The following is an 18,154-nucleotide window of genomic DNA, read 5'->3' as shown; positions in this document are numbered from 1 at the left end:
GGTAGTTCCGAGTGTCATCTTGTATCCGACGTGGGCGAGCCCGGGCATGACGGTCTACTGCAGCGCTCCCACCACCTCGTCACCGTGCACCGCCACGACCTGCAGGTTTCGCGGGTCCGATGAGATGTCGTCGAAGGCGGTGCGATACCGATCCATGTCATCGGCGCGCTCCCGCATGAGACCCAGCGGGTCGTCGACGAGCAGAGCCACGATCGATTGGAGGTCCGACGCCACCGCCTCGCGCACGACGCAGGTCGACCCATCGGTCAGGTCGAATTCCGTCGATGTCATTCGTCTGCGAAAAGCCATGCGTACGACGGTAAATGATGCGGTTTGTAACGCGAACGACCCGACCGACGAAACCCCGGGTAACCCATTGGCAACTGCAGTGGGGATCGGTTCGGGCGGACATGATGGGGATCGAAGACATGAATGTTGGCAAGTCGAAGCGTGCGCGCGTCGCGCTGAGCGCGTTTGCGATCGGAGCCCTCGGTGCCGGAGTGGTCGTTGCCGCACCGTGGTCGACTCCGTCCACGAGCACCGAGGCATCGATCGAACTGGTCTCGACCGCAACCTGCTACGACATGGTGAGCATCGCTATCGGCGGCCGCGGCGACACCCCGCGCGAGGGCGTCAAGTGGCTCACCACCCCCGAGGGCGAGCGGCTCCCCGCAGCGATGTCCGGCGACTACTCCAGCGACTGGATCGACCAGGCCGTCCGTGCGCCCAACAACGGCAACGTGGTTCCGGACTCCTACGCCGCGGTGTACGTCGAATACCCGGCAGACCTGGCGAGCTACGAGAACGCCGTACAGACCGGCGTCACCAACTCGCAGACCATCATGAGGACGATCTCGGCGTCCTGCCCCAAGACCCGCTTCGCCATCGTCGGCTACAGCGAGGGCGCAGACGTTGCCCGCCGCACCGCGATGGAGGTCGGTAACCAGGTTGCGTCCGCCGACGGCACCTACGGAATCGTCGACCCCAACCAGGTCGTCGGTGTCGTCATCTTCGCCGACGCCGGCCGCGTCGCCGGGGAAGGACCGTTCCCCGGCGCCGAGAACCCGTTCAGCAATCCGGACGGCTTCGACACCCGGTACCAGAACGGCAACAACGCAATTCCCGGTCAAGGAGCACTACCCGGTACGTCCGGTGGATTCGGAGCGCTCGACGGCCGAGTGGCGTCCTTCTGCTCCGACGGCGACCTCACCTGCGCACTGCCCGCCAACACGTCACTGATTCACCTCGCCGCCAACGTCGGTCGCCAGGTCAACGCCGACGCGCTGCAGAACGAGAACCTCAACCCCGCCACCGGTGCCGATCTGGCGCTGGCACTGGGACGCATCGCCGTCAATGCCTTCAACGACATTGCTTCTCAGCCCAATTGGATGCAGAGTGACGAGACGTTCCTCGACGTGCTGATCAAGGTGTCGGAGCCCGGCTACAAGCCCGGCACAGTGACCACTCCGGTCTCGGCCAAGGTCGACGGCGAGCAGGAGCCCATCGAGACCGGTCAGATGGTCGACATGGTGTACCTGCCGCAGAAGATCTTCAAGGAGATCACCGGATTCATCTCCTCGAACCAGAACACCATCCCCGTCGTGATGAACGACCCGTACGGCCTCACCCTGGCACCCGGATCGGGACACCACTTCGACTACTGGCGCGACGCCGACGCCGCCAACGGCAAGCCACTGACCTCGGTGCAGTACGCAGCGGCCTGGCTGACCCAGCTGGCCGAGCAGGCCAACCGGGGCGAGCCGGTGAAGACCAAAGAGGTGCAGGAGAAGGCCGGACGTGCAGCGGTCGAGACGATCGTGGCACCTGTGACCACGTCGGCAACCACGACTCCGAAGGCCACCACGACCACCCCGGCAACCCCGTCGCCGATCGTGACCACCACCGTTCCGGTTGTGCCTGCACCCGTCACCACCGCCGAGACACCGGCACCCGCCGTCGTCGCGACGACCCCCGAGTGCACGATCCCCGTCGAGGGTGAAACCCCCGTCGAGGGAGCACCGCCGGTCTGCGTCACCGCAACCGAGACGGCTGCCGAGTCCGTGATTCCCACGACCACCGAGGTTGTACCTGCGCCGTAGTCCAGTGCAGAACGCTCACGAGCCCGTCCACCGCAGTCATCGGGTGGGCGGGCTCGTGCGCTGTCGCATCAAGCGGTTTGCCGTCGAATTCACCGGACTCAGGCCGTGCCGCGTAGCTTCCCTCGGATCACGATGCCCACGATCAGAAGCGCCACAACGACGAACACCACCATCGACGGACCGCCACGGTCGAGACCGGTCGGCGTCGGAAGAGGCGCGAGCAGTGCCAGTGCCAGCGGGGACAGCGGCAGTCCAACCCGGCCGAGCAGCGCGTCGGTGATGAGCGTGGCACCGAAATACGAGGGCAAGAACATCGCCACGGCGACGCAGAAACCCAATGTCAGATCGGAGACGTCGTCGGGCAGATCTCTGTTCCGGTTGTGATCGGCCATCCCATGCAGGCTACGGCCACGGTGCCGTCGCGGGAATGACGCTGTCGGCAGCTACCGAGCCGCCGGATTCTGGGTGGGTCTGCGCATCAACACCGCGCAGGCAACCGTCACCACCGCAACGACCACGAGCCCGGCCAGCGACAACACCAGGTGGTCGGGCTCGCTCGTGCGGGTAGCGACCGAAACGTCCGAAGACAGGCCCGGCTGATAACTCGCGGAATACACCACGACCGGAAGAGTCATGGTGAACAACGCAGGCAACGCGACGGCCAGCGAACCCGGCGCCGTCGACAACACGGACACCAGCGCGTACGCGACGACGAACGGCAGAGCGAACTGCGACAACGACGGCAGAGCGATGTAGCCCTCGATCAGCGATGCACCGGCAACGACGAGCAGCCCACCCAGTCCGACGTACAGTTGCGGCCACCGGTAGCCGATCCCCGCTCCGACGACCAGCAACGCGACACTCACGGCGAGTTGCAGCGAATCCTCGACGGCGAATCCCATCGACCCGATCGTGGCCGACGCGAACAGCACCAGCAGTACGCGCCCGTCTCGCCCGGGGAATGCGAACGCGGCCACCACCGCAAGCACGGCCATACCGGCAAGTGCACCGAGCCAGACGGCATCCCCACTGTCGTGGCCGGCGGCGAACCAACTCACGACACCGGCAGCTATGGGCAGCGGAAGTCCGATCAGCCGAGTCCGTCGGGTCTCGTGCGATTGCAACGCCACATCGCGGTGTGCCTGGTAGAGCGAGAGCGCCGTACCCAGTGCCGCAATCACCATGACGATCGCTCGCTCCGGAACCACCGCATCCTCGGCACCGACGACATCCCACACGAACACGGGACCGTCGTCGGCTTGCAACAGGGCATCCAGCGCTGTGCCGAGAAGACCGGCTCCGATCGCGGCGACGGCCAGCGATGCCTGCGCTGCGCGATGTCGCCCCGCGAGTACGGCGGAGGCGCCGAGCAGGGCACCTGCGCCCACTGCGCAGGCCCAGTCGCCAAACATCCCGGTCACCATGCCGACTGTCCGGAACACGACGACGAGTACTGCTCCGATCGCCACGACCAGCACACCCCGCGCACTCGAACGCGCGAGCGCGACGCTCACCAGGCAGGCGGTCAACGCGAGGACGGCGAGCCCGTTGACGATCGTTGTCGGTGAACCGAATTCGGCCGTGCTGCTCAGCAGGGAGTCGAAGGGTCGGATATCACTGACCGCATAGCCGACGACGAAGCCGGCCAGGATCATCGACAGTACTTTCATACTGTCGATCATGCCGTCAGCCGAATTTCACTCCCTGCGCCAGGGGCAGTTCGTTGGAGTAGTTGACCGTGTTCGTAGCTCGGCGCATGTATGCCTTCCATGCGTCCGAACCGGATTCACGTCCGCCGCCGGTTTCCTTCTCTCCGCCGAATGCCCCGCCGATCTCGGCGCCGGACGGTCCGATGTTGACGTTGGCGATGCCGCAGTCGGAGCCGGCAGCGGACAGGAAGCGCTCGGCTTCACGCAGGTCGGTCGTGAAGATCGATGACGAAAGACCCTGCGGCACATCGTTGTGCAGTGCAATGGCCTCGTCGAGGGTGTCGTACGTCAGCACGTACATGATGGGGGCAAACGTCTCGTGCTTGACGATGTCGGTCTGCGCGGGCATCGTCACGATCGCGGGCTGAACGTAGAACGAATACTCGTCGACCACGTTCACCCGTTCCCCGCCGACCACCACTGTTCCGCCGTCGGACACCGCGGCTTCGAGCGCCTTCTGGTACCCCGCGAACGCACCGGCGTCGATGAGCGGGCCCACCAGAGTGTCTGTGGCCAAGGGAGATCCGATGGAGAGCGTCTCGTATGCCGCGACCAGCTTTGCGACCAGTTCCTCCGCGACCGAGGAATGCACGATGACGCGTCGCAGCGAGGTGCAGCGCTGACCGGCCGTCCCGGCGGCCGAGAACACCAGTCCACGCGTCGTCAGATCGAGATCGGCCGACGGCGTCACGATCGCGGCATTGTTTCCACCGAGTTCGAGCAACACCCGGCCGAATCGCTCGGCGACCCGAGGTGCGACGGCACGGCCCATTCTCGTCGAGCCGGTGGCCGACACCAACGCGACTCGCGAATCGTCCACCAACGCTTCGCCGGACGCGCGATCACCGATCACCAGCTGTGCGATCTTGGGGTCCACTCCCGCGGCAGCGGCGGCACGCTCGAACAGCGCCTGCACTCCGACGGCGGTCAGCGGAGTCTTCTCCGACGGCTTCCAGATGACGGTGTCTCCCGCGACCAGCGCAAGAGCGGTATTCCAACTCCACACCGCGACAGGGAAATTGAAGGCGGTGATGACACCGACGACACCGAGCGGATGCCATTGCTCCATCATCCGATGCCCGGGCCGTTCGGTGGCGATCGTGTTGCCGTACAGCTGACGCGAGAGTCCGACGGCGAAGTCGCAGATGTCGATCATCTCCTGCACCTCACCGAGCCCCTCGGAGACGATCTTTCCGGCCTCGATGGACACCAGCGCGCCCAGATCCTCTTTGTGTACGCGCAGCAGTTCGCCGAGTTCCCGAATCACCTGACCACGTACCGGAGCGGGCACCTGCGACCACGACACGAACGCGGTGCGCGCGTCGGCGACGACGGCCTCGACGTCGGCAGCCGAGGCCGACGCCAGCGACGCCAGGTTCCCACCGGTGATCGGCGACCGCGCGATGATCGCGTCGGGTCCCGCGGGGGCGTCGAGCGCGATCGTGGCACCCAGCCGGTCGAGGATGGCGCGAGTGCGCACACTCAACTCGTCGTGGGTGATGGATGCAGACATGCGCGTACACCTTCCGTGAAGAGAACCGAACCGTCGAAGATCAGCCTACCGACGACGGTCACAACAGTATAATTTCCTGTCATGTGGACTTGCTTACGGAATTTTAACGCGTATCTTCGTCTTCATGACGCAAGTATTACAGCGCACCGGAGTGACCATCGATGCCTCCAACGTCCGCGACGTGATCGGCGAACACCTGTTGGCCGACGGTTTCGAGTTGGTACTGGACCTCGATGCTTCGACCGGGTGCACCCTGGTCGACGCCAGAGACGGCACCCGCTATCTGGACCTGTTCACCTTCTTTGCGTCCAATGCGCTGGGCATGAACCATCCCGCTCTGATCGACGACCCGGAGTTTCGGGCCGATCTCATGCAGGCGGCGATGAACAAGCCCAGCAACTCCGACATCTACACCGTGCCCATGGCCCGATTCGTCGACACGTTCGCGCGGGTTCTCGGTGACGCTCGCCTACCGCACCTGTTCTTCGTCGAGGGCGGCGCACTGGCGGTGGAGAACGCGTTGAAGGTCGCCTTCGACTGGAAGTCACGGTGGAACGAGCGCAACGGCATCGATCCCTCGTTGGGCTCGCAGGTGATGCACTTCGAGCACGCATTCCACGGACGCTCGGGCTACACGATGTCGCTGACCAACACCGACCCGAACAAGGTCGCCCGCTTCCCGAAATTCGACTGGCCGCGCATCCCGTCCCCCTTCATCAGATCCGACGCGAACATGGACGATCTCGAGGACGCATCGCTGGCGGCAGCCCGCGTGGCGTTCGAGGCCAATCCGCACGACATCGCTTGCGCCATAATCGAACCCATCCAGGGCGAGGGTGGAGACCATCACTTCCGGCCGCGCTTCCTGCAGAAGCTGCGCGAGCTGTGCCACGAGTTCGACGCGCTGTTCGTGATGGACGAGGTGCAGACCGGTGCCGGAATGACCGGCACCGCATGGGCATTCCAGCAGCTGGGCGTCGTCCCCGATGTCGTCGCCTTCGGTAAGAAGGTTCAGGTCTGCGGCGTCATGGCCGGCGGTCGCGTCGACGACATCGACGACAATGTCTTCGCTGTCAGCTCCCGCATCAACTCGACGTGGGGTGGCAACCTCACCGACATGGTGCGGTCGCGTCGAATTCTGGAAGTGGTCGAATCCGAGAAGCTCATCGACCGCGCCGGTGAGCTCGGAGCAGTGCTGTTGAACATGTTGCAGGAGCTGGCAACTCGACACACGGCTGTATCCGAGGTCCGTGGACGCGGGCTGATGTGCGCCTTCTCCCTACCCGACGCCTCCACCCGCGACCGAGTGATCGAGCTGTTGCGCACCGAGGAACATGTTCTGGCGCTCGGCTGCGGCGAGTCGGCAGTGCGATTCCGCCCTGCACTGACGATCACCGAAACCGAGCTGACCCAGGCCGTCGACTCCATCGACCGGGTGCTGAGAATGCTCTGACATTGTCAGGTAACTCTTGACAACATCGGCGGCCTGCTGTCAGGATTTTCCTGACACAGGAGGTCGGTCATGGATCCCATCACCCTCGCAGCCGAGGCTGATATCACCGCTGCAACGCGGGCGGTCGTAACAGCGGCAGCCACCGAAGCGGGCCGTATCGCAGACGAGATCATCGGCACCGGTCCGCTGCCGGGCACCCCGGAATGGGAGGCCGATCAATCTTCCGATCTGCCTGCACGTCGGAGTCTCGCGTGGCATCTACTCAGCCTGCGCGTGCAACTGGCGGCAGGCCTGGACGGCATCGAAACCGTGGTGGTGCTCCGGGTTCAGGGTGCAACGTGGGCGACGATCGGGACGGCCGTCGGCATGTCGCGGCAATCCGCGCACGAGCGGTGGGGTGCCCGCTCGGCGGCGATTCTCGATCCGGTCGGCGACGGTCTGCCCGAGATCGTGCCGAACGACAGTCCGGCCTGAATCACAACAACATTCGCTCTGCGCCCTCTGCCACGGCATCGGCTGCCCGTTGGAGTGCGGCAGACGACAACGACCACTGCTGCCAATACAGCGTCACGTCGTCGATTCCGTTGTCGTCGAAGCACATCAGCGTCTCGCGGGCCTGAAGATCCGGAATCATGCCCCAGCCGAAGCCGAGGTCGACGGCCCGTGCGTAATCCGAGGACGCAGGCACCAGATGTCTCGGCGGCTCATGCGGTTCGACATCGAATCGCTGTAAGTAGTTGTCCTGCAACCGGTCGTCGGCATCGAACACCACCACCGGCGCGGAGCGCAAGGCCTCTGCCGTCACTCCTGCGGTGAACCACCGTTCGATGAACTCGGGTGTGGCCGACGGCCGGTAGCGCATTGCACCGAGGCGTCGGACGGTGCAGCCACGAACCGGATCGGCAACGGACGTTATTGCGGCGGAGACGATCCCGTCGTGCAGCAACTGCGCCGTCCGGTCCTGATCCTGTCGATGCAGGTCGAAGGTGGTGTTGCGCGCCAGTGAAGAGAGCGCGGGCAACACCCAGGTCGCCATCGAATCCGCATTGACGGCGAGCGAAATCGGCGCGGCGACGCCGTCGTCACTCAGTTCGGCACGAGTCTGCTCGGTGAGAGTGTCGATCTGGCGCGCCAGACGCAGCACTGCGACGCCCGACTGAGTTGCGACCACCGGCTTGCTCCGCTGGACCAAAGTCCGGCCGAGTGATTGCTCCAGTGACTTGATGCGCTGACTCACCGCCGAGGGCGTCACGTACAGCGCGCGGGCCGCGGCTTCGAACGTTCCGCTGTCGACCACGGCCCTCAGGGCTCTGAGCTGCTCGATCTCCATCAGATGAAGCTACGCTAATTGTTCCTGAAATACATTCGCTGGACCTAATGACGGCTCGCTCCTAACGTTGCCGTCATGACCTCCCTTGCGGCCGCACAATCGACCCTCACCGGACTGGGCGTCGGACTTTCCCTCATCGTCGCCATCGGAGCGCAGAACGCCTTCGTGCTGCGCAAGGGGCTGCAACGAGCCCACGTATTACCGGTGGTCGCGGTGTGCGCACTGTCCGATGCGGTCCTCATCCTGGCCGGGGTGGCTGGAATCGGTGTCCTCGTGGATCGATTTCCCGTGGCTCTGCGGATCGTGACCGTCCTGGGTGCTCTGTTTCTCCTCGTCTACGGTCTGATGGCGTTGAACCGCGCCCGAACACCTGCTTCCATGACCTCCCAGGTGGAGGGAACGGGTTCGCTGATCGCCGCCCTTGCCACCTGCCTGGCCCTGACCTGGCTCAATCCGCATGTCTACCTCGACACCGTGGTGTTTCTCGGCTCGATCGGCAACCGACAGCCGGGGGACTTGCGGTGGTGGTTCGCCGTCGGCGCGATGCTGGGCAGCGTCCTGTGGTTCACCGCCCTGGGCTACGGATCACGGGTGCTCAGTCCGCTGTTCGCCAAGCCCGCGGCGTGGCGAGTACTCGACCTCGGCATCGGAGCGATGATGCTCACCCTGGCTGCTCTGCTGGTTTTCGGCTGAGCCACGACACTCGAGACGTTCGCAGCACTTGATCGGTGGTACAACGAGTGATCTGATAGTCGCGAAAGACCGACCGCACGGTCTCGAAAAGACTGGAGGATTTTCCGTGCCGTACCTCGGCCTGCTGATCATGCTGCTGTCGATCTTCTGTTTGATCGACGTCATCACCGCCGACGATTCGAGAATCCGGCACCTCCCGAAGATCGTCTGGCTGCTGCTCGTCATCGTTCTGCCGCTCGCCGGGTCCATTGCGTGGCTCATCGTCGGCCGGCCCGAGAACGGCGGCATCTGGGGTGGCAGCGGTGCACCTCGTACTGCGTCGGCCTACCCCGAGTACGACGCAAGGCCCGGACGGGCCGTCGCCCAGTCGCAGGAAAGCGACGAGGAGTTCCTACGCCGCTGCCGCGCCCGCGCCGAGGAGCAGCGTCGCATCGCCCGCGAACAGCGCAAGAGCGAATGAGCCGACAACTAGAGAAGCCATGGCCAAGCTGACGACGTTTCCCGAACCGAACTCCGCCCTCTCCGATCCCGCCAACCTGTTTCGCGAGTACCTGCGCTTCTATCGCGGCGAGTTGGTACGGCGAATCACGGCCCTGAGCGGCGATTCCTTGACCACCACAGCCCTACCCTCCGAGTGGACCCCACTACAGATGCTGACCCATCTGGTGCACATGGAGCAGCGCTGGTTCGTCTGGGGATTTCTCGGCAGGGCAGTCGACGCGCCGTGGGGTGACGAGAAAGACGGCTCCTGGCATGTGCCGGCCGAAGTGGACGCCGAGACCCTGCTGACCAGGCTCGACGACGGTGCCCGGCTCACCGAAGAAGTACTGAGCACACATCGGATGGACGAATTGGCAACTCTCGGTGGAAGATTCACCGATGAGCGGCCGACTCTGATCTGGATCTGCTTCCATGTACTCCAGGAATACGCCCGTCACCTCGGCCACCTCGACGTCGCAGTCGAACTGGCCGGCGGGCCGAGAGGTGAGGGACCGGCATGAGAATCAACATCACCAGCGTCTTCGTCGACGATCAGAGCAAAGCGCTGACGTTCTACACCGAGGTACTGGGCTTCGTCGTCAAGCACGACGTAGCCATGGGTGGCCCCGATCGTTGGCTCACGGTCGTCTCGCCGCAGGATCCTGAAGGCACCGAGTTGCTGCTCGAGCCCAGCGGTCATCCCGCAACCGCACCGTTCAAGGATGCACTGTTCGCGGACGGCATCCCGTTCACACAGTTCGCGGTGGACAGTGTTGCAGCAGAATACGATCGGCTCATCGGCCTGGGCGTTCGGTTCACTCAGCAGCCCACCGAGATGGGCCCGGTGATCACTGCGGTGTTCGACGACACCTGCGGCAACCTGATTCAGATCATCGCTCCGTCGAGCTGACGCCTCAGAGGTTCGCGTACAGATCGACGGTGGTGCCGTCGGGATCGTGTACGACGGCATAACGCTGCCCCCAGAACGCATCCCACGGCTGCAGGTGTCCGGTGTACCCCGCCTCGGTCACCGCTGCCCACGCCGCGTCCACTCCGGCGGCGGAACCGCAATCGAACGCGAGCGCGACGCGGTGGCCCCCGCTGGGCGGCGTCCACGTCGGATCGAACGACGCGATGGTCGACGGCAGGTCGAACAGCAACCTGACGCCGCCGAGGTCGACCTCTACGTGCTGCTCGGCATCGGCGTCGGCCGGAATGTCCAGTCCCAGAACGCGATAGAACGCCAGAGCTGCGGCCATATCGGCGACGACGATCTCGATTCCTGCCAGACGTGGTTTCACGACGACAAGGCTAGCCGTGTCAGCCCCAGTTCGCGGCATTCGTCAGACAGAACGGATGCCCGGCCGGATCCAGCAGCACCCGCCAGGTATCGCCCGGCTGGTCCTCGGGCAGCGTCGCACCCAGCTCCACCGCAGCCGACGCCGCGACATCGAGGTCCTCGACCGCCAGATCGAAGTGAAACTGCTTGCTGCCGTTGGCGTTGGGCCACGACGGCGGTTGGTAATCGTCGACGCGACCGAATCCGAGCGCGCTGCTCGGACCCTGCAGCATCGCGTAGTCCTGCTCCGCGTGCACAACGCTCCAGCCCAGCAACGACGACCAGAATTCGGCGCTGGCCGTAGGGTCGGCACAGTCCAGGGTGACCATCTTCAGCGTGGCAACGGGTGTCTGGGTCATGGTGTTCTCCTTTTCGTGTCGGACCAGGCTCCTACACTGACGCGCGTGCCGGATAGGAAAAACGCGACAGCCACCCAGTCCGGCGTCCTGCGGCCGGATCAGCTGGCTCGGTATGTCGATCTGACACGGCTGCCGTGTGCAGCGGCGTTGGAACCGTGGGTCGAGAACTACTGGCAGCTGCGATGGGATCTGCCGTCGGACATCTCGTATCGCAGCTCGACGCTCCCACACCCGGCCTGCACGTTGAGCGTCGAGCACGGCTGGACCCGGGAAGGCGTCGTCGAACCGGTGGTCGTGACGGGCGTGCTCACCCGTCGCTTCGACGTCGTGCTCGCCGAATCCGGTTGGGTGTTCGGGGTCAAGTTCCGTCCCGGCGGATACGCGAGTTTCACCGGAACCGTGGCCCGAAATCTGCGCGACGTCTCGGTCGCGCCGCCGACCCCGTTCCGAGCCGAGACCGTTGCTGCACTGGCCGAGCTGGGAGGACATCTCAATGCCGACCACTGCCGAACCGTCGTCGACTCGGTTCTCGTGCCCTATGCCCGTCACGTGGAACCGGAGTACCGGACCGTCCTGGACATCATCACGACGATGCTGCGCGACCGGACGCTGGTTCGCGTCGCACAGGTGGAACAGCGGTGCGCAATCGGCACCCGTCGATTGCAACGGCTGTTCGAGCGCTACGTCGGTGCGACGCCCAAGTGGGTGCTCGGGCGGTATCGGATTCACGACGCTGTCAGTGAGCTCGACAACGGCTACTCGGGTCCGCTGGCAGACCTGGCCGCCCGATACGGCTGGTTCGACCAGGCTCACTTCACTCGGGAGTTCACCGAACTGGTCGGAATGCCGCCGAGCGCCTACCAACCCTGAGTAACGCCTTCGTCACGCAATGCGACTTTTGCGGATTCGTTTGGCACAGTATCCCGCGGTGCTCGACGAGCATCTCGGTGAGGAACAGCAGCACAGAGGAAGAGTGGGCTTCAACGCATGATCAACATTCTCATCGCCGGTGGAATCGCGTTGGCGGTCTCGATTCTGTTGACTCCATTTCTCATCGCGCTGTTCACCCGGCAGGGATTCGGCCAGGAGATCCGTGTCGAGGGTCCGGCAAGTCACCACGCCAAGCGAGGAACGCCGACGATGGGCGGCGTCGCGATCATCGTCGGCCTGTGGGCCGGTTACCTCGGCTCCCACCTGGTGACGATGGGCGGTGACGGACCGTCGGCTTCGGCGCTGTTGATACTCGCTCTTGCGACGGCACTCGGCGTTGTCGGCTTTCTCGACGACTACATCAAGCTCCGCATGAAGCGGAGCCTCGGACTCAAGGCGACCGGCAAGTACGTCGGACAGATCAGTGCAGCGGTGATCTTCGCCGTGCTGGCGCTGCAGTTCCGCAATGGGAACGGACTGACTCCGGGCAATGTCGAACTGTCGCTGGTACGCCAGTCCACGTTCTTCACCATGGCCCCGATCGTCTTCGTGCTGTTCTGTGTCTTCCTGGTCGTCGCCTGGTCCAATGCGGTCAACCTCACCGACGGTCTCGACGGCTTGGCCGCAGGATCGATGACACTCGTCCTCGGCGCGTACACGGTGATGACGTTCTGGCAGTACCGGCAATCCTGCGCAACCAACTCCGTGGCCGGGTGCTATCAGGTGCGCGATCCACTCGACCTCGCCGTCGTCTGCGCGGCTGCCGCGGGTGCCTGCATCGGATTCCTCTGGTGGAACGCAGCTCCGGCGAAGATCTTCATGGGCGACACCGGCTCACTCGCCCTCGGCGGACTGCTCGCAGGCCTGTCGATCGTGAGCAAGACCGAACTGATCGCCCTCGTCTTCGGAGCCCTGTTCGTCGCCGAGAGTGCCTCCGTCGTCATCCAGGTCGCGTCGTTCAAGAGCACCGGAAAGCGACCGTTCCGCATGGCACCCATCCACCACCATTTCGAGCTGGCCGGCTGGGCGGAAACGACGGTCATCATACGACTGTGGCTGTTCGCTGCCATCGCGTCGGCACTGGGGCTCGGGTTGTTCTACAGCGAGTTCCTCGCCGCCGTCGGCTGACCTCTACGATTCTGGGATGACTGACGAACTGTCTCCGGTTGCCAAGGTCGACGCTCTCGCCGCCGAACTCGAGCAACTCGATGCTCGACGCGTCGCCATCGGGGTCGAACTCGTCAATCTTCAATTCGGTCTCGACGGAGACGCCAAAATCCGCGCGACGGAAGTCTTCCACAGCGACTACCTGGGCCGACTCTTCGCACTGGTCGACCAACTGCGCACCGACGAATAAGGCTTCAGGGCGCGACCATGCAGCCCGGGCCGAGCGGAGTGGCCGGGTGAACTTGTGGCCGAGAACTACCTGCGTGCTGAAGTACGGACTCGTTCGTGTAGTCCTGAACATCGACCCACGGGCCACTTGACCTCAAGCTCTGTTCAGGTTTTAGGGTCTGCCTCATGACAACGACAACCAGCAGACCGATGCAGCCGCCAGAGCGTCAGCCCATCGGGTTCTGGACCGCGCGAGCCGGGGAAGCCATTCGAGCACGAACCCGCGGCGCACTCCACGAAATAGGCGTCACACAACCCGAATGGTGGCTCCTACATCAGATCTCGCTGCATCCCGCAGGAGCCGATCGCGCCGAGACGATCGAGAAGATCGGTCACAACGACACCCCGGAGGTCATCGTCGAGGCCATCGACTCCGCGGAGTCCAAAGGTTGGATCGTGGAATCGAATTCGCGTATGACGTTCACCCCGGATGGTCGCGACACGTTCAGGCGCGCAGCCGATCTCCAGAACATGCTGCAGAAGGAGCGCATGAGGGGCATCAGCGAGGCCGACTTCGTGACCACCATCGAAGTCCTGCAACGAACGATCGAGAACGTCGGAGGCAATGCCTGGCATTGGTGACGATCAGGCGGTGCGGGCCACCTCGCGCGGGATCGGGTTACCCTCGAGCCCTCGACATCAGCACGCCTACAACTAAGCCGACGACTGCTCCCAGAACAGGCAAACCGACTACGAGTGCGCCCAGCGGCCCAGGCATACCCAGGAACTCCGAGTACTGCGAATGGCCTGCGACGAACGCGTAATTCACTCGACGCGGTGCGCCCGTCCACAGGACGATACCGATCGACGCGATGAGCCCGAGTGAGAATCCAATCAGTGCGGAGACCTTACGCATCCGAGCGGGCTTCGCGGGCCGCTGCTGCGAATGCGGCCATGCTCGGGAATTTCATGTCGACGCTGTATTGCTCGGACGGCTCCGGTGTTGCGCCCCATCCGGGGCGATCGTGTCGCCGATCGATCCACACCGAGGCGATGCCGTGCCGTTTCGCCGGTACGTGATCGTGGAACAGGCTCTGCGCAACATGGAGTAGCCGTGATCGTGGAACACCCAGCGTCTCGAGGACTCCATCGAGCGCGTCGAAGTGGTTGTCGGCCGGTTTGTAGGCCTTGACGTCCTCCGCGGTCACGATGGCATCGAACTGCACGCCGAGCCGGCGGTTGCTACCTGCGAAACCGTCGCGGTGCACATTGGACAGTATGACGAGCTTGTAGCTCTCACCGAGGGACGCCAAGGCGTCGGCGGAGTCCTCGAATGCCGGCCAGTCCGAAACGGAGGCCCCGAGCTTGTCCGCCCACTCGGCCGATACAGGTATTCCCAATGCGCGCCCGGTCTGCGCGAAAGCATCGGCGAGTATCCGCGGGTACAGCGCAGAGGGTGAATCCCGCTGCGCCTGAGATTCGTTGACGCCGTGCATCTCGAGAAGCTCGTCGTCGGACAGCGGAGAACCGGCCTGCTGCGCCCATGGTCTGAGCACCTCGAGGATGCCCGCTTCCCAATCGATCAGCGTTCCGTAGCAATCGAAGCTCAGGACGTCGTAGTCGGCGAGATTCATGCGGCCGGTCCTCCTTGCGACAATTCGATGACGGCCGACTGTTCGTGCCGATACCGTGTTCAGGTCACCAGCAGCCTACTGCTCTTCGTCTGTTCTCGAGCGTCCGACCGTCGCTGCGACCACCGGACCGGACGCCGACCGATTCGAGATCAAACGTGTTGCGCAGCAGATGTATCGGGTTGTTCACCGTGGTCTCGTCCGGGAAAGTGTCAGGCGGGGTGAGCTCGTTCGCAGCGATCCGTGCGGACCATCGCCGGGTCACGACGCAGGTAGAATTTCATCGAGCCGACTCGATCGACGACGAAGGGCAGCCCTGTGAGCATCGACCGCGACAGTGCCGACACCAACAAACGCAATGTCGACGACGCACTGAACAAGATCGACAAGCCCTGGCAGCCTCACCGACTCGTCAGCGTCAACGACTACGAAGTGAAGGTCGTCAAGCTGCTCGGCGAATTCGTCTGGCACACACACCCGGACACCGACGAGATGTTCTTCGTCCACAGTGGGGAACTGATCATCCAGCTGCGCGACCGGGACGTCGTTCTCGGACCTGTTGATGTCTTCGTCGTCCCGGCAGGCGTCGAGCACTGTCCCAAGGCCGTCGAGGAGGTGTCGGCATTGCTGTTCGAGAGGGCGGGCACCGTCAACACCGGGGATGTTGGCGGAGAGATGACTTCGCAGGTCCACGAGTTGTGACTCGACTGAAGCTGCGCGCTGCTGTCCCGTCCGACGCCGATCTTCTCTTCTCGATGGCGTCGGACCCGGAGGTCGTCCGATGGGTCGGTGATGGAAAACCCTGGAGTAGAGACTATTTCGATGGTCGATTCTCACGTGCCCTGAACGCCGAGGACACCCGAACGCCGGACGTGCCGAGGTGGTTCATCGGCACCGCCGAGGATCGACACCCCGTCGGCTTGCTCAGCCTGACTCGACGATCGGATCACATCGAAGTCGGGTACTGGGTGCATCCGACCCATTGGGGTCGCGGCTACGCCGGCGAACTGATCGACCTCGCGCGGGATCACACGGATGGTCTCCCGATGGCCGCGCAGGTGTATCCGGCCAACAGTGCCTCACGTCGGGTGCTCGAGCGTGCCGGGTTCACACTCGTCGACGACGGTGATCCCATGATCTTTCGATGTCCTCCGACGTAAGGATTCTCCGGTTCACCAGGTCCTGATGGGACGGGGCCGAACCGAGGTGCGGCCGGTGGTGACGCCACGCACCATCGGTCGCATCAGGAATTCGTGCGGAAACCCCAGGTCGATAACGCTGGCTGCGTGCAGTGCATCGAGGTGGGATTCGTCGAGGGTGACATCGAGCGCAGAGATGTTCTCCTGCAACTGTTCCGGAGTACGCGCGCCGATCAGCGAGCTGACGACCGACGGATGCCTGAGCGTCCATGCCAGCGCCACCTGAGCCGCGGACGCCCCGAGTTCGCGTGCGACACCGACGACGGCGTCCGCGACTGCGAGCCCCCGCGTGGTCAGCGTTCCGTTCGCCTTGGCGTGATCGCGACGGGTTCCCACTGGGCTGTCCGAGCCCGCCGTCGCAAGGTCTGCGGCAAAGTATTTGCCCGTCAACACGCCACCGCCGAGGGGAGCCCAAGGAATCACACCGAGGCCCAAACTCGCTGCCATCGGCAACAATTCCCGCTCGGTTGTTCTCTCGATCAAGCTGTACTCCACCTGAAGTGCCGCGAACGGCGGCCACCCGCGCAACTCCGCGGTGGTCTGCATTCGCGCGACTTCCCATGCCGGTGTGTCCGAAATTCCTATATACAGAACCTTTCCCGAACGGACCAGCTCACCGAGCGAAGCGATGATCTCGTCACTCGGCGTCATACGGTCCCACGCGTGCACATACAGCAGGTCGATGTAGTCGGTACCGAGATTCCTCAGGCTTGCCTCGACGGACCCGCGGAGACTCTTTCTACCGCCCCCACCTGCGTTCGGATCCGACGGATCACGCGTCGCCGCATATTTCGTCGCGACGACGACCGAATCGCGGCGGCCCCGGAGAAATGTACCCAGGTACCGCTCCGACTGTCCGTCGGTGTAAATGTTGGCGGTGTCGACCATGTTTCCGCCGGCGTCGAGGTAGGCGTCGAAGATTCTCCTCGAGTCTTCCTCGTCCGCACCCCAACCCCACGCATCGCCGAATGTCATGGTTCCCAGCGACAGCGGTGAAACTCGCAGACCGGAGCGGCCCAGCAGTCGGTAGTCGTCCAAACGTGTCATCGGTCATGTCTCCTTCGTGTCCGGTCCCACTCACCGTCCTGGAACCGAGGGGGAACGGAAAGGACCAGATCATCCTGGGAAGAGCGGTACCAGGCCGATCGCGCCCGAGTGCCCTACCGTGGATCGGGTGAGCGGGCACCTGGGTCGAGACGAACTGGCGGCATTTCTGCGCGCCAGGCGCGAGGCGCTGATCCCGTCGGACGTCGGTCTACCACCTCGGATAGGGGCATCACGTACGCCCGGTCTGCGGCGTGAGGAGGTCGCTGCGTTGGCCGGTGTGAGCGTGGATTACCTCGTTCGTCTCGAACAGGCACGTGATGTCAGGCCGTCCGCCCAAGTGGTGCAGTCACTGTCGAATGCGCTGAAGTTGTCTGCTGATCAGACGGGCTACCTGTTCACGCTCGCCGGCCATCGCGCACCCGACCGACCCGCCGTCCAGCAGGTGCCCGACGGCATCCGAGCGTTGATCGACGACATCGGTCCGCTGCCGGCGATGGTACTCAACCACCGACTCGACATCCTCGCCGCGAACGACACCATGGCCGCACTCCTCCTCGACATCGACGAACGCCCGGTGTCGGAGCGCAATGTTCTACGAATGTGTTTCCTGGACAGACGATTCGACGGATTCTACGAGGCACGCGACGACGTCGTCCGAGGCGCGGTGGCAGACCTGCGTGCCGCATGGGTGAACCACTCTCACGACCAGGAGCTCGCCGCCTCGATCGACGAACTCGAACGAGGCAGCGCAGAATTCGCCCGCTACTGGCAGTCCCGTGAAGTGTCGGTGCGCAGCCGCGGTGACAAACCGATGCGACATCCGCTCGTCGGACCGGTGACCGTGACGTTCGATGTCCTCACTCCACTCGGCGACCCTGATCTACGTTTGATCGTCTACCGGCCTGTCGATGCGCAATCTCGTTCTGCGCTGGACGAACTCGGCCGGTTACGCTCTCATCGAAAGCAGCGGCACCTGCGCACGATCTGAATCCGACCTTTCGCGGCACGGAAAGTCGAGACTCCATCGGTCCAGTGCT

Annotated in this window: 23 protein-coding genes; 14 read left to right on the top strand and 9 right to left on the bottom strand. The window is 64.1% G+C overall.

All coding sequences use genetic code 11. The annotated features are described in order from the left end of the window. Positions 1 to 54: 54 nt before the first annotated feature. Positions 55 to 309 carry a hypothetical protein gene (locus tag CH296_RS10120; RefSeq protein ID WP_143546344.1) on the bottom strand — a complete coding sequence of 85 codons (255 nt, stop codon included), beginning with the start codon at positions 307 to 309 and terminating at the stop codon, positions 55 to 57. Positions 310 to 413: 104 nt separating this feature from the next. On the opposite strand from CH296_RS10120, the gene CH296_RS10115 reads away from it, so the two are divergent. Continuing rightward, complete coding sequence (locus CH296_RS10115) at positions 414 to 2,099, top strand: cutinase family protein (protein ID WP_032397058.1); 1,686 nt, start codon at positions 414 to 416, stop codon at positions 2,097 to 2,099. Positions 2,100 to 2,197: 98 nt separating this feature from the next. On the opposite strand, the gene CH296_RS10110 is transcribed toward CH296_RS10115, so the two are convergent. From CH296_RS10110 to CH296_RS10100, 3 genes are read right to left on the bottom strand one after another with little or no spacing between them, the layout of a single operon-like run. Continuing rightward, positions 2,198 to 2,491, bottom strand: a complete 294-nt coding sequence (locus CH296_RS10110; RefSeq protein WP_094684632.1) for a hypothetical protein — start codon at positions 2,489 to 2,491, stop codon at positions 2,198 to 2,200. A 51-nt stretch (positions 2,492 to 2,542) separates the two neighbouring features. Continuing rightward, the gene (locus CH296_RS10105; RefSeq protein WP_094684631.1) at positions 2,543 to 3,781 is read right to left on the bottom strand and encodes a hypothetical protein; all 1,239 of its coding nucleotides are present in this window, start codon (positions 3,779 to 3,781) and stop codon (positions 2,543 to 2,545) included. Between the two features lie 4 nt (positions 3,782 to 3,785). Beyond that, positions 3,786 to 5,321, bottom strand: coding sequence for an aldehyde dehydrogenase family protein (locus CH296_RS10100; RefSeq protein ID WP_094684630.1), 1,536 nt, complete (start codon positions 5,319 to 5,321; stop codon positions 3,786 to 3,788). A gap of 124 nt (positions 5,322 to 5,445) precedes the next feature. On the opposite strand from CH296_RS10100, the gene lat reads away from it, so the two are divergent. Continuing rightward, entirely contained in the window at positions 5,446 to 6,774 is a 1,329-nt protein-coding gene (lat, locus tag CH296_RS10095; RefSeq protein WP_094684629.1) for an L-lysine 6-transaminase, read from the top strand. A 69-nt stretch (positions 6,775 to 6,843) separates the two neighbouring features. After that, the gene (locus CH296_RS10090) at positions 6,844 to 7,248 is read left to right on the top strand and encodes a hypothetical protein (protein WP_045197865.1); all 405 of its coding nucleotides are present in this window, start codon (positions 6,844 to 6,846) and stop codon (positions 7,246 to 7,248) included. A gap of 1 nt (position 7,249) precedes the next feature. Here the strand turns inward: CH296_RS10090 and CH296_RS10085 are convergent, their stop codons facing one another. Continuing rightward, positions 7,250 to 8,104 (bottom strand): LysR family transcriptional regulator ArgP, encoded by an 855-nt coding sequence (locus tag CH296_RS10085; RefSeq protein WP_045197864.1) that lies wholly within the window; start codon positions 8,102 to 8,104, stop codon positions 7,250 to 7,252. Between the two features lie 75 nt (positions 8,105 to 8,179). On the opposite strand from CH296_RS10085, the gene CH296_RS10080 reads away from it, so the two are divergent. The 4 genes from CH296_RS10080 (at position 8,180) to CH296_RS10065 (ending at position 10,187) form a co-directional block, all read left to right on the top strand. Continuing rightward, entirely contained in the window at positions 8,180 to 8,797 is a 618-nt protein-coding gene (locus CH296_RS10080; protein ID WP_094646296.1) for a LysE/ArgO family amino acid transporter, read from the top strand. Positions 8,798 to 8,903: 106 nt separating this feature from the next. Further along, on the top strand, positions 8,904 to 9,257 hold the full coding sequence (locus tag CH296_RS10075) for a PLD nuclease N-terminal domain-containing protein (protein ID WP_032397050.1): 354 nt from the start codon (positions 8,904 to 8,906) through the stop codon (positions 9,255 to 9,257). 19 nt (positions 9,258 to 9,276) lie between these two features. Next, positions 9,277 to 9,798, top strand: coding sequence for a DUF664 domain-containing protein (locus CH296_RS10070; RefSeq protein WP_094684628.1), 522 nt, complete (start codon positions 9,277 to 9,279; stop codon positions 9,796 to 9,798). Further along, positions 9,795 to 10,187 (top strand): VOC family protein, encoded by a 393-nt coding sequence (locus CH296_RS10065; RefSeq protein ID WP_032397048.1) that lies wholly within the window; start codon positions 9,795 to 9,797, stop codon positions 10,185 to 10,187. Before CH296_RS10070 ends, CH296_RS10065 begins: the two co-directional genes overlap by 4 nt. A gap of 4 nt (positions 10,188 to 10,191) precedes the next feature. Here the strand turns inward: CH296_RS10065 and CH296_RS10060 are convergent, their stop codons facing one another. Further along, positions 10,192 to 10,617 (bottom strand): VOC family protein, encoded by a 426-nt coding sequence (locus CH296_RS10060; RefSeq protein WP_052049975.1) that lies wholly within the window; start codon positions 10,615 to 10,617, stop codon positions 10,192 to 10,194. Next, positions 10,598 to 10,975, bottom strand: a complete 378-nt coding sequence (locus CH296_RS10055; RefSeq protein ID WP_094684627.1) for a VOC family protein — start codon at positions 10,973 to 10,975, stop codon at positions 10,598 to 10,600. The genes CH296_RS10060 and CH296_RS10055 overlap by 20 nt, the downstream gene beginning before the upstream one ends. Positions 10,976 to 11,020: 45 nt before the next feature. Between CH296_RS10055 and CH296_RS10050 the strand changes: the two genes are divergently transcribed. The 4 genes from CH296_RS10050 to CH296_RS10035 all read left to right on the top strand — a co-directional run bounded on the left by CH296_RS10050 (position 11,021) and on the right by CH296_RS10035 (position 13,882). Then, complete coding sequence (locus CH296_RS10050) at positions 11,021 to 11,845, top strand: helix-turn-helix transcriptional regulator (RefSeq protein ID WP_256980400.1); 825 nt, start codon at positions 11,021 to 11,023, stop codon at positions 11,843 to 11,845. Positions 11,846 to 11,962: 117 nt separating this feature from the next. Further along, the gene (mraY, locus tag CH296_RS10045) at positions 11,963 to 13,033 is read left to right on the top strand and encodes a phospho-N-acetylmuramoyl-pentapeptide-transferase (protein WP_032397044.1); all 1,071 of its coding nucleotides are present in this window, start codon (positions 11,963 to 11,965) and stop codon (positions 13,031 to 13,033) included. A gap of 16 nt (positions 13,034 to 13,049) precedes the next feature. Continuing rightward, complete coding sequence (locus CH296_RS10040) at positions 13,050 to 13,262, top strand: hypothetical protein (protein WP_032397043.1); 213 nt, start codon at positions 13,050 to 13,052, stop codon at positions 13,260 to 13,262. Between the two features lie 164 nt (positions 13,263 to 13,426). Beyond that, positions 13,427 to 13,882, top strand: coding sequence for a MarR family winged helix-turn-helix transcriptional regulator (locus CH296_RS10035; RefSeq protein WP_094682405.1), 456 nt, complete (start codon positions 13,427 to 13,429; stop codon positions 13,880 to 13,882). A 266-nt stretch (positions 13,883 to 14,148) separates the two neighbouring features. Here CH296_RS10035 and CH296_RS10025 read toward each other — a convergent pair whose 3' ends face one another. Then, on the bottom strand, positions 14,149 to 14,874 hold the full coding sequence (locus tag CH296_RS10025; protein WP_094682406.1) for a haloacid dehalogenase type II: 726 nt from the start codon (positions 14,872 to 14,874) through the stop codon (positions 14,149 to 14,151). Positions 14,875 to 15,243: 369 nt separating this feature from the next. Between CH296_RS10025 and CH296_RS10015 the strand changes: the two genes are divergently transcribed. Both CH296_RS10015 and CH296_RS10010 read left to right on the top strand, forming a co-directional pair. Then, positions 15,244 to 15,573: a cupin domain-containing protein gene (locus CH296_RS10015; protein ID WP_218830252.1), complete on the top strand. Its 330-nt coding sequence runs from the start codon at positions 15,244 to 15,246 to the stop codon at positions 15,571 to 15,573. Further along, positions 15,570 to 16,031, top strand: coding sequence for a GNAT family N-acetyltransferase (locus CH296_RS10010; RefSeq protein WP_179277684.1), 462 nt, complete (start codon positions 15,570 to 15,572; stop codon positions 16,029 to 16,031). The genes CH296_RS10015 and CH296_RS10010 overlap by 4 nt, the downstream gene beginning before the upstream one ends. Positions 16,032 to 16,043: 12 nt before the next feature. Here CH296_RS10010 and CH296_RS10005 read toward each other — a convergent pair whose 3' ends face one another. Next, complete coding sequence (locus tag CH296_RS10005) at positions 16,044 to 17,117, bottom strand: aldo/keto reductase (protein WP_094684624.1); 1,074 nt, start codon at positions 17,115 to 17,117, stop codon at positions 16,044 to 16,046. Positions 17,118 to 17,244: 127 nt separating this feature from the next. Here CH296_RS10005 and CH296_RS10000 point away from each other — a divergent pair, with 127 nt between their 5' ends. After that, positions 17,245 to 18,105, top strand: a complete 861-nt coding sequence (locus CH296_RS10000; protein ID WP_094684683.1) for a helix-turn-helix transcriptional regulator — start codon at positions 17,245 to 17,247, stop codon at positions 18,103 to 18,105. The last annotated feature ends 49 nt before the right edge of the window (positions 18,106 to 18,154 follow it).

It is taken from the genome of Rhodococcus sp. 14-2496-1d (genome assembly GCF_002259365.1).
Lineage (GTDB): Bacteria > Actinomycetota > Actinomycetes > Mycobacteriales > Mycobacteriaceae > Rhodococcoides.
The sequence above is the reverse complement of the archived record's forward strand: the minus strand, read 5'-3'. Positions and strand labels throughout refer to the sequence as shown.

What these genes read in the sequence shown, in the direction of transcription:
- CH296_RS10120 (WP_143546344.1), bottom strand. Translation starts at nt 309, where the DNA reads ATGGCTTTTCGCAGACGAATGACATCGACGGAATTCGACCTGACCGAT.
- CH296_RS10115 (WP_032397058.1), top strand. Translation starts at nt 414, where the DNA reads ATGGGGATCGAAGACATGAATGTTGGCAAGTCGAAGCGTGCGCGCGTC.
- CH296_RS10110 (WP_094684632.1), bottom strand. Translation starts at nt 2,491, where the DNA reads ATGGCCGATCACAACCGGAACAGAGATCTGCCCGACGACGTCTCCGAT.
- CH296_RS10105 (WP_094684631.1), bottom strand. Translation starts at nt 3,781, where the DNA reads ATGATCGACAGTATGAAAGTACTGTCGATGATCCTGGCCGGCTTCGTC.
- CH296_RS10100 (WP_094684630.1), bottom strand. Translation starts at nt 5,321, where the DNA reads ATGTCTGCATCCATCACCCACGACGAGTTGAGTGTGCGCACTCGCGCC.
- lat (WP_094684629.1), top strand. Translation starts at nt 5,446, where the DNA reads ATGACGCAAGTATTACAGCGCACCGGAGTGACCATCGATGCCTCCAAC.
- CH296_RS10090 (WP_045197865.1), top strand. Translation starts at nt 6,844, where the DNA reads ATGGATCCCATCACCCTCGCAGCCGAGGCTGATATCACCGCTGCAACG.
- CH296_RS10085 (WP_045197864.1), bottom strand. Translation starts at nt 8,104, where the DNA reads ATGGAGATCGAGCAGCTCAGAGCCCTGAGGGCCGTGGTCGACAGCGGA.
- CH296_RS10080 (WP_094646296.1), top strand. Translation starts at nt 8,180, where the DNA reads ATGACCTCCCTTGCGGCCGCACAATCGACCCTCACCGGACTGGGCGTC.
- CH296_RS10070 (WP_094684628.1), top strand. Translation starts at nt 9,277, where the DNA reads ATGGCCAAGCTGACGACGTTTCCCGAACCGAACTCCGCCCTCTCCGAT.
- CH296_RS10065 (WP_032397048.1), top strand. Translation starts at nt 9,795, where the DNA reads ATGAGAATCAACATCACCAGCGTCTTCGTCGACGATCAGAGCAAAGCG.
- CH296_RS10060 (WP_052049975.1), bottom strand. Translation starts at nt 10,617, where the DNA reads ATGCCGCGAACTGGGGCTGACACGGCTAGCCTTGTCGTCGTGAAACCA.
- CH296_RS10055 (WP_094684627.1), bottom strand. Translation starts at nt 10,975, where the DNA reads ATGACCCAGACACCCGTTGCCACGCTGAAGATGGTCACCCTGGACTGT.
- mraY (WP_032397044.1), top strand. Translation starts at nt 11,963, where the DNA reads ATGATCAACATTCTCATCGCCGGTGGAATCGCGTTGGCGGTCTCGATT.
- CH296_RS10040 (WP_032397043.1), top strand. Translation starts at nt 13,050, where the DNA reads ATGACTGACGAACTGTCTCCGGTTGCCAAGGTCGACGCTCTCGCCGCC.
- CH296_RS10035 (WP_094682405.1), top strand. Translation starts at nt 13,427, where the DNA reads ATGACAACGACAACCAGCAGACCGATGCAGCCGCCAGAGCGTCAGCCC.
- CH296_RS10025 (WP_094682406.1), bottom strand. Translation starts at nt 14,874, where the DNA reads ATGAATCTCGCCGACTACGACGTCCTGAGCTTCGATTGCTACGGAACG.
- CH296_RS10005 (WP_094684624.1), bottom strand. Translation starts at nt 17,117, where the DNA reads ATGACACGTTTGGACGACTACCGACTGCTGGGCCGCTCCGGTCTGCGA.